We start from the raw sequence: 252 nt of genomic DNA on the forward strand, positions 1-252 counted from the left end.
CCCCCGAAGCGCAGTGTCCCAGCGAACACGCCCCGTACCCGTGCCTGCTGTCGGGCCGACGGCAGGTCACGCCCGAGCGCGGTGACCAGGCGTTGACGCCGGCCGAGATCGTCCGTCGGTGGCTGCGGCTGGTGACGGCGGACGCGGAGCTGTCGCCGTGCCTCGTCGGGGTGGATCGGGGTCGGCTCGCCGCGCACCTGACGGCGAGCGTGACCGCCGCGTTCGCCGGGGAGCCGGCGGACGCCTGGGGTG

At 76.2% G+C, this 252-nt stretch carries 1 pseudogene; it reads left to right on the plus strand.

Annotation, left to right across the window (positions count from 1 at the left end):
* Positions 1-47 precede the first annotated feature (47 nt).
* Positions 48-252 (plus strand): annotated as a pseudogene (locus ACLQ29_RS35580) (hypothetical protein); the annotation flags it as partial.

The sequence above is a fragment of the Micromonospora sp. DT228 genome, assembly GCF_049841595.1.
Classification (GTDB): Bacteria; Actinomycetota; Actinomycetes; order Mycobacteriales; family Micromonosporaceae; genus Micromonospora.